At 39.2% G+C, this 8,647-nt stretch carries 8 protein-coding genes; 7 read left to right on the top strand and 1 reads right to left on the bottom strand.

Features of this window, described 5'->3' with window-relative positions:
• From B2V92_RS00735 to B2V92_RS00715, 5 genes are all read left to right on the top strand, one after another.
• A partial coding sequence (locus B2V92_RS00735) for a glycosyltransferase family 4 protein (protein ID WP_293303896.1) occupies window positions 1-926 on the top strand: 926 nt, incomplete at its 5' end.
• A 543-nt stretch (window positions 927-1,469) separates the two neighbouring features.
• The gene (gene dnaK, locus B2V92_RS00730) at window positions 1,470-3,326 is read left to right on the top strand and encodes a molecular chaperone DnaK (protein ID WP_293303894.1); all 1,857 of its coding nucleotides are present in this window, start codon (window positions 1,470-1,472) and stop codon (window positions 3,324-3,326) included.
• A gap of 592 nt (window positions 3,327-3,918) precedes the next feature.
• A complete protein-coding gene (locus B2V92_RS00725) occupies window positions 3,919-4,842 on the top strand; it encodes a M28 family peptidase (protein WP_293303892.1) in 924 nt (307 codons plus the stop codon).
• Window positions 4,843-4,857: 15 nt separating this feature from the next.
• A complete protein-coding gene (locus tag B2V92_RS00720; RefSeq protein ID WP_293303890.1) occupies window positions 4,858-5,289 on the top strand; it encodes a hypothetical protein in 432 nt (143 codons plus the stop codon).
• A 464-nt stretch (window positions 5,290-5,753) separates the two neighbouring features.
• Window positions 5,754-6,785, top strand: a complete 1,032-nt coding sequence (locus tag B2V92_RS00715; protein ID WP_293303889.1) for an LLM class flavin-dependent oxidoreductase — start codon at window positions 5,754-5,756, stop codon at window positions 6,783-6,785.
• 1 nt (window position 6,786) lies between these two features.
• On the opposite strand, the gene B2V92_RS00710 is transcribed toward B2V92_RS00715, so the two are convergent.
• Window positions 6,787-7,230 carry a DUF4395 domain-containing protein gene (locus tag B2V92_RS00710; RefSeq protein ID WP_293303887.1) on the bottom strand — a complete coding sequence of 148 codons (444 nt, stop codon included), beginning with the start codon at window positions 7,228-7,230 and terminating at the stop codon, window positions 6,787-6,789.
• Between the two features lie 69 nt (window positions 7,231-7,299).
• Between B2V92_RS00710 and B2V92_RS00705 the strand changes: the two genes are divergently transcribed.
• Window positions 7,300-8,109, top strand: coding sequence for an AraC family transcriptional regulator (locus B2V92_RS00705; RefSeq protein ID WP_293303885.1), 810 nt, complete (start codon window positions 7,300-7,302; stop codon window positions 8,107-8,109).
• A gap of 73 nt (window positions 8,110-8,182) precedes the next feature.
• Window positions 8,183-8,647 (top strand): VOC family protein, encoded by a 465-nt coding sequence (locus B2V92_RS00700; protein WP_293303883.1) that lies wholly within the window; start codon window positions 8,183-8,185, stop codon window positions 8,645-8,647.

Genomic DNA, 8,647 nt, shown 5'->3' with positions numbered 1-8,647 from the left:
GTCCGAATGCGCTTCGTTTGTTAGATACCGAGGATTTACACTGTCTGCGAAGCGCCCGGCAACAAAGCGATAAAAAAAGACAGGCTATCGATCTGTTTTCTGATACCGCCAAAAGGGAAATTGCATCGATTTTGCGCTGCGATTTATCTTTAATGATTTCTGAAGTAGAAATGGACATCCTTAAAACGCATTTTAAGATCGATCCTTCTTTAATTTACTATTTACCTTTTCTGGAAAAAGAAATCACACAAGAAGAAATCAAAAACTGGATTCCTTATGAAGACCGGGCTGATTTTATTTTTATAGGAAATTTCCTCCACGAACCCAATTGGAATACCGTACAGGTTTTAAAAACAAAAATCTGGCCCACACTCCGAAAAAAAATTCCCAATGCAAGCCTGAACATTTATGGCGCTTATCCATCACAAAAGGTACTGCAGTTAAATAATAAGACAGAAAAATTCCTGATAAAAGGCAGGGCTTTTGATGCAAAAGAAACCATTGCCAAACATCGCATTTTGCTTGCCCCCATCCAGTTTGGCGCAGGTGTAAAAGGTAAGTTTATCGATGCCATGCAGGTTGGTACGCCTTCGGTTACCACATCTGTTGGCGCTGAAGCCATGAAAGGTAATTTAAACTGGAACGGTAGCATCGAGGATGATTCCGATCTTTTCATAGAAGAGGCTGTAAAACTGTATGAAAACAAAAATGCATGGCAAATTGCCCGACAAAATGGTGTAAAAATCATCAATCAACGGTATTCTGCTAAATATTTTGCCGATCAGTTTATAAACGAAGTGGAAAAATTAGTCTCAAACTTAAACGCACATAGACAAAACAACTTTTTCGGACAGATTTTAAACCATCATACCGCACAGAGTACAAAATATATGTCGCTATGGATTGAAGAGAAGAATAAAAGATAGTCCGTAGTCTTGAGTCGGAAGTTCGAGGTCAGAGGTCCGAAGATATGATGTTTTAAAATAAAGCTTTTGCAATCCAGGTTTCTGCCATTTACTTTTTCGCCCCCTATCTTCCGACATCGGACTTCGGACCTCCGACTCCTTAAAACCTTCCAACAACACGCAAAAACTTCATTTTTTTTAAAGCCCAGTCTTCTGACCTCGGACATCCGACCTCCGTCTTTTTACAACACAGAACTTTGTTAAATAAACCCGATGGTACGAATGCCGATCCTTCATCGGCAGAAGGGACAGCGGGACTGTAGTATCCGAAGCATTACCAGCCCCTTCATTTCCAAATCCAAAATAAATAAATTTCAATTCGAAGTCCGAAAATCAGAGGTCCGAAGATATCGTTTTATAAGAATAAGCCCTTGCGGGTAAACTTTCTGCTCCTGGCTTCTGTAACGCCATATCTTCCAACTTCAGGCATCCGACCTCCGTCTTTTTACAACATTAAAACATTTCCCTCCTAAAACCTTACAACATTGTTGTAAATTTGCAGCCATGGCAAAAATATCGATTAACCTTGCTACAGGTTCGTTTCAGAAGGAAGAAATCATTGTTGGAATAGATTTAGGTACAACCAATAGTTTGGTGGCGTTCATCAATCCTGATAAAAATCCACAGGTAATTAATGATGCCGGCAAGGGGATACTGGTTCCATCGGTAGTGTATTTCAACAGCCAGAACGAAGCCGTTGTAGGTAATGAGGCGAAAGAATTTTTAACCACCGACCCTTCAAACACCATCTTTTCAGTTAAAAGGTTATTGGGCCGTTCTTATAAAGACGTTGCTGAACATAAAGACATTTTCTCTTATAAAATAATCGACGATGATACTGATGCTTTGGTGAAAATCCAGGCCGGCGATCGTTTTTATACCCCTATCGAATTATCTGCAGAAATTTTAAAAGAACTTAAAGCAAGGGCAGAACATGCGTTAAAAACACCTGTTAACCGGGCCGTAATTACCGTTCCGGCTTATTTTAACGATAGTCAGCGCCAGGCCACCCGCGATGCAGGGAAATTGGCCGGCTTAGATGTAATGCGTATTGTAAACGAGCCCACCGCGGCAAGTTTGGCTTACGGAATAGGTTTAGATCCTACCCAACAGAAAACCATTGCGGTTTACGATTTGGGCGGTGGAACTTTTGATGTTTCTATCTTACAGATCCAGAACGGGATTTTCGAAGTTTTGGCCACCAATGGTAACACTTATTTAGGAGGTGACGATTTCGACCGCGCCATTTTAAATTACTGGTTGGAGAAAAACAACCTTGATGTAAGTGTTGTTGCACAGGATAATATTTTGATGCAAACCTTGCGTTTACAGGCCGAAGCTGCTAAAAAAGCATTATCAACCCAAAATCTATATAACGAACAGGTTGGCGAAATCTGGTGTACGCTTGATAAACAGACTCTTGAGCAGTTAATCGCATCAAAAGTAGAAGAAACCATTACCGCCTGTAAAAATGCATTAAAGGATGCTGATTTAACCGCCAGCGATATCGACGAGGTAATCCTGGTTGGTGGTTCTACCCGTACACCTTTCGTAAAACAGGCGGTAGAAAATTTCTTTGGCAAAAAACCACAGGATAACATCAATCCTGATGAAGTAGTAGCATTAGGTGCAGCCATACAGGCCGATGTTTTGGCTGGTAACCGTTCTGATATTCTTTTGTTGGACGTGACCCCACTTTCTTTGGGTATCGAAACCATGGGCGGTTTAATGGATGTAATTATTGCACGTAACAGTAAAGTACCTACCAAAGCAGGCCGACAATACACCACTTCAATCGACGGACAGGTGAACATGAAAATTTCTGTTTACCAGGGCGAACGCGATCTGGTTAAAGAAAACAGAAAACTGGCAGAGTTCGATTTAAAGGGAATTCCGGCGATGCCCGCAGGTTTACCAAAGGTGGATATTAATTTTTTACTGAATGCCGATGGTATTTTAACTGTTCAGGCGATAGAATTGCGTTCGGGCGTTAAACAGGAAATCGAAATTACCCCAAGCTATGGTTTGAGCGACGATACAGTAGAAAAAATGCTGATTGATAGCATTACCCATGCTAAAAGTGATGTAGCACAACGTATGCTTATTGAAGCCCGGAGCGAGGGTGAGCAACTGGTTTACACGGCCGAAGGTTTTATCAAAAAACACGCTGTACATTTAACCGAAGCAGAAATTGCAGAAACCGAAGCACATATCGCAGCATTAAAAACTGCTTTAGCCAGCCAGGAAAAAGATACCATTTTAAAGAAAGCCGACGAATTGAACGAGTTTACCCGTCCGTTTGCCGAGCGTGTAATGGATGCTGCGATTTCTACTGCAATGAAAGGCAAGAAAATAGAGTAGTTTCAGCTTAGATCCGTCATTCTGAACTTGTTTCAGAATCTTTCATGCTATAACCGTCATACTTATATTTCTTATATGGTTCAAATTAATTTAGACTGTTTGGAAAGCAATACCAGTGCTAATCGGATTCGATAGCCCCGCTTTCGGTACGAGTTCCGATTGAAGGATCGGAAGCTCTTCCCTCCAATCGGGTTTATTTAACATAGGCCAGTGCAAAAATAAACAACCTTCCATCTGTTAATAAAAACGGAGTGATTTCGAACGATCCTTTGTTATTAAACCAGACAGTAGCGAACACGTAGTGTAACGAAGTAAAGCGGATGGCGGGGCTACAGTACCAATGAAATACTGCCTTTCATTTCCAAAAGATAAAATATCCTATTTCATTCGGCTGAAAATGTACAGTTCTGTGCTTTTGGATTTTTCAATCCTATTTTTCGCTTTACTTCTCAACAACAATGTTAAATCGGGATCGTATTTGCATCAATCAGATTCAACTAACAAAAAACGCATTTTGCGATGCCAAATAACAGATACAAATAATTATCTTCGGTTAAGGATCACCATCAAACTATCTTTGATTTTTTAACCCATGCATAAATTTAAAATCTTAATTGGCTTTCTCTTCTTCATTACATTTTACAGCAATGTTTTTGCCCAATCAGATACTACACTGATCAGCTCCCATTTAAAAACCTTAACCAAAACACCCCAATTCCGGAACCACAACAATATTGATCAGCTCAATTTAACAGCTGATTATATCAGTACCATTTTTAAAAAATCTTCGGATAGCGTTTACACACAGGAATTTACTTTTGATCAGAAAACTTATAAAAACATCATTTGCTCGTTCGGAACAGAAAATAAAAAGCGGATTATTGTTGGTGCACATTACGATGTTTGTGGCGACCAGGAAGGCGCTGATGATAATGCGAGCGGTGTAGTTGGCTTACTGGAAATCTCCAGGTTGTTAAAAGGCAAAAAACTCGATTACCGCATCGATCTGGTAGCGTATAGTTTAGAAGAACCGCCTTATTTCCGTACTGAGTTTATGGGCAGTTATATCCATGCAAAATCGTTAAAAGAATCAAAAGCCGAGGTATTTGGCATGATTTCGCTCGAAATGATCGCATATTTTAAAGATGAGGCTAAATCGCAGTCGTACCCACTTGGCATACTATCAGTTAAATATGGCAATAAGGGGAATTATATTACCCTGGTTAAAAAATTCGGTTCAGGGCAATTTGTTAATCAGTTTTCGAAAAACTTTAAGGCCACAAAAAGCATTCTCACCAAAACGTTCGCCGGTCCACCTAAATTACCGGGCATCGATTTTTCTGATCATCTAAATTACTGGAAATTTGGTTACGACGCCATGATGATTACCGATACATCTTTCTACCGGAATAAAAATTATCATCAAAAAACCGACACCATTGAAACCCTCGACATACCGAGAATGAGCAAAGTAATTGACGGGGTTTACAGTGGATTAATTTCTTTAAAGCCATAAATAACAATTCAGGATATGGTTAAATCTATAAAAGTTAAAGACAATGGTAATGCATTTATTATACTTTACATTTTTTGCATGTTCCCATTTCTCTTTGTAGCACCAATTTTCATTTTTGATTTAAGCTATGTTCAATCAGCCTTAATTACCATTTCGATATTGGTAATATTTTTTATTTTCTACTTTAAGAATCTAATAGCCAAACAGGATGAATACGCAATTATTGCTGATGAAAATGAGATTATCCTATTAAATCTGGGGACCTTTAAATGGAGCGAGGTAAAACTTATAAAGGCTATTGATGAGGGGTTTGGTCGCAGAACATATTCTTTCATCAACATTATTTTACAAAACGGCAGAAAATTTAAAATAGAATCTACAAATTTCGATTACCCGAATAACGAACTCGAAACCATTTTAAATGCTTTAGGCAAACTAAGCGGTTAATCGGCATTTTGCTTCTTTTCTAGTCGTAGCGTCGCGCTACGACATTCTGTACTTAAAAACATAGTATTTGTTTTAGTTAGGGTCTTAGCGAGAGGCTAAGACCAGAATGAGCATCTTTCTTGCCATAAAGACCCTGAAATAAATTCAGGGTGACGACACTAAATCCAACCTATTTCATTAGTGAATTTTATATCAACTCTAGTCGTAGAGTCACGCTACGACATTCTGTATTTAAAATAACGATAGTATTTGTTTTTGCTAGGGTCTTAGCGAGACGCTAAGACCAGAATGAGCGTCACGCTACGACATTCTGTACTTAAAAACATAGTATTTGTTTTAGTTAGGGTCTTAGCGAGAGGCTAAGACCAGAATGAGCGTTAATCGGCATTTTGCTTCTTTTTCTTACCATACATCAAAAACCCGTAACCCCTTAGCCATTAACTTTGTTAAAATTATTTAGCAATATGGAATTAGGTATCGGAATGTTTGGCGACCTGCAGATCAATGCAAAAGGCGAGATCCAGCCAGCCCAACAAAGACTACAGGAAATTATAGAAGAAATAAAACTCATGGATGAAGTGGGCTTGGATTTTTATGGGATCGGCGAACACCACCGTCCCGATTATGCCGTATCTAGTCCTGAAATTATACTGGCTGCTGCTTCAACAGTAACCAAAAACATTAAATTAAGCAGTGCGGTTTCGGTTTTAAGTTCATCTGATCCGGTTAAACTTTATCAAAATTTCGCAACGATTGATCTTATCTCAAATGGCAGGGCCGAATTAATGGCCGGCCGTGGAAGTTTTATCGAATCGTTCCCGCTTTTTGGCTACGACCTTCAGGATTACGATCAGCTTTACGAAGAAAAATTAGACCTTCTCCTTAAAATAAATGCAACACCTAAAATCAACTGGAAAGGAAAATTCAGACCTGAACTGAATAATCAGGAAGTATTGCCAAGGGCGGTAAACAACAATTTAAAAATATGGGTTGCCGTTGGTGGTACACCCGAATCGGTAGAGCGTGCCGGCAGATTGGGTTTACCCGTAATGTTCGCCATTATTGGCGGACAACCCGTACAGTTTAAACCGCTTTTCGATTATTACAAAAGGGTTTACGAAGCTTACGGGCATGATATGGCCAAATTCGAAGTGGGTGTTCACATGCACGCGTTATTTGGCGAAAACAGTAATGAAGTGGCAGATTATTACTATCCACTTTATTCGGCACAAATGAACCGTATTGGCCGTTCGCGCGGTTGGGCACCTTACCAACGCAACCAATTTGATGCCGGAAGAGGTAACACAGGAGCTTTAATCATCGGCGATGCCAACGAATCGGTAGATAAAATTCTAGCTTTAGAAGAAACTTTTGGTTTAACCCGTTTCTCTGCACACATTGATGTTGGCGGGCCATCACATGCAGCTTTAATGAAATCGATAGAGCTATTCGGGACTAAAATTGCTCCGAAAGTACGTCAGGCTTTAAAGAAATAAATTAAGCCTGGTTCTTCTTTGCAAAAACCTGTAAAAAAGAATAAATATGGCAACCCACACAAACGGAAAATAAACTCTCCAGCAAGGCAAAAACAGTCATAATGGAAGTTAAAATGAGTGTCAAAGTGTAAAAATCGAATAGAAAACTCGCGGTAATCAGGAGGCAGAACACAAAGCCAAGGGTTGCCGCGAACTTTTTTGGAGCCAGGTCTTTCATTTTTGGCGAAAGCGACAATCCATTAGAGATTTTAATGGCAATAAATTTCAACAGGCTCCATCTACCTGTGGTAAATGCCCTTAGGGCAAAATCAAAGATCAGAAAAACAATTGCCCAATAGTTAGAAAATATCATACTGGCAATGGCCAATAAGGCAACCATAAAGGCAATTATCCTCACTATATTTTCATTTACTCTTTCAGCTGATACCGGGCAGGATAATTCCATAACTATGATTTTAAAATCAAATTTACGAAATTTAAAATCTATCGGTAAATTAATAGATCAAAGCGCAGTTTGGAAAATCAATTCAATATCAGAGAGCTTTATGCCCCGCTTCAGCCAACTGTTGTACAAACAGCCGATGCGCTGGTAACCTATCAGGAAGTGCTACCAGATACAAATCTGCAACCCTTTATTTATTGTTATTGGGAACTCAAAACCAGCACAATATTAAGCAGACCTTTTAGCTACCGGGTAGTGGCCGATGGTTGTATCGATATCTTTTTCGACCTTAATAGGGTCAGAGAAAGTTTTATCATGGGTTTCTGTAATAAATATGTAACCTTCGATCTGGAAACATCATTCCATTATGTCGGCATCAGATTTTTACCCAGCATGTTTCCCAACTTATTCAAGATAAGCGCTTTGGAACTAAATAACCGTGTAGAACCCCTCGAAATTATTGTTCCCCAGGTTGGCCAATTTATCGCCAGTCATTTTTCTCCAGCTTTAAGTTTCCCCGATATTAAATCCTTACTCGATGTTTATTTTACAACGGTTGTCTCCGAAATGAATTTATCGTACGACAGAAGGCTTTACCGGGCAATAGAAATCATTTTCAAAAAAGATGGTTTAGTCAACACCGAAAAAGATCTGGATGTGGGTTTGAGCAGCAGACAATTAAGAAGGTTGTTCGAATATTATATCGGTACCACTCAAAAAACCTTTAGCCAAGTGGTTCGTTTCCAACGGATGATTAAAGAAAACCAATTTAAGGATGCAAAAGCAGGCAAATCATTCCTCGATCAGGGTTATTATGATCAGGCACATTTTATTAAGGATTTTAAGACTTTTTACGGTTTAACGCCTAAAAAAGTGCTGTAAAACAAAATCTGTCTGATTTTTACAATTTACCCTTAGCGTTTTTTTTCAACTTTGATCAACAGAAAAAACGATCATGAAACGGCTATTAAGCGTATCGGTTGCTTTACTACTTACAGCAACCACTTTTTCGCAAAATAAATTAAAACCAGTTAAAACCAGAACAATGAAATTCAATGCAGGCATTATCACCAACAAAATAGCAGAAAGCAAGGCTTTTTATACCGGATTGCTAAATTTCGGGGTAACTTTCGAAAATGAGTTTTACCTTTTACTCCATAGCCCGGGAGAAAAATCTGAAATCAGTTTTCTGCTACCCGACCATAAAAGCCAACAGCCCCTTTTCCATAAAGCCTTTAACGGTCAGGGCATTTACCTCACCATCGAAGTAGATAATGTAGACGAAATTTATAAAGCATTACTGGCCAAAAACGTCAAAATTAAAGTTGACCTGAGGGATGAGCCCTGGGGCGACAGGCATTTTGCCATTGAAGATCCTAATGGCGTAGCGATAGATATTGTAACTTATTCGCCTAGATAG

This window comes from Pedobacter sp. UBA5917 (assembly GCF_002432345.1).
Lineage (GTDB): Bacteria > Bacteroidota > Bacteroidia > Sphingobacteriales > Sphingobacteriaceae > Pedobacter.
Note: the sequence above shows the minus strand (reverse complement) of the source record. Positions and strands in the feature narration are given on the sequence as shown.

What these genes read in the sequence shown, in the direction of transcription:
- B2V92_RS00710 (WP_293303887.1), bottom strand. Translation starts at nt 7,230, where the DNA reads ATGGAATTATCCTGCCCGGTATCAGCTGAAAGAGTAAATGAAAATATA.
- dnaK (WP_293303894.1), top strand. Translation starts at nt 1,470, where the DNA reads ATGGCAAAAATATCGATTAACCTTGCTACAGGTTCGTTTCAGAAGGAA.
- B2V92_RS00715 (WP_293303889.1), top strand. Translation starts at nt 5,754, where the DNA reads ATGGAATTAGGTATCGGAATGTTTGGCGACCTGCAGATCAATGCAAAA.
- B2V92_RS00700 (WP_293303883.1), top strand. Translation starts at nt 8,183, where the DNA reads ATGAAACGGCTATTAAGCGTATCGGTTGCTTTACTACTTACAGCAACC.
- B2V92_RS00720 (WP_293303890.1), top strand. Translation starts at nt 4,858, where the DNA reads ATGGTTAAATCTATAAAAGTTAAAGACAATGGTAATGCATTTATTATA.
- B2V92_RS00725 (WP_293303892.1), top strand. Translation starts at nt 3,919, where the DNA reads ATGCATAAATTTAAAATCTTAATTGGCTTTCTCTTCTTCATTACATTT.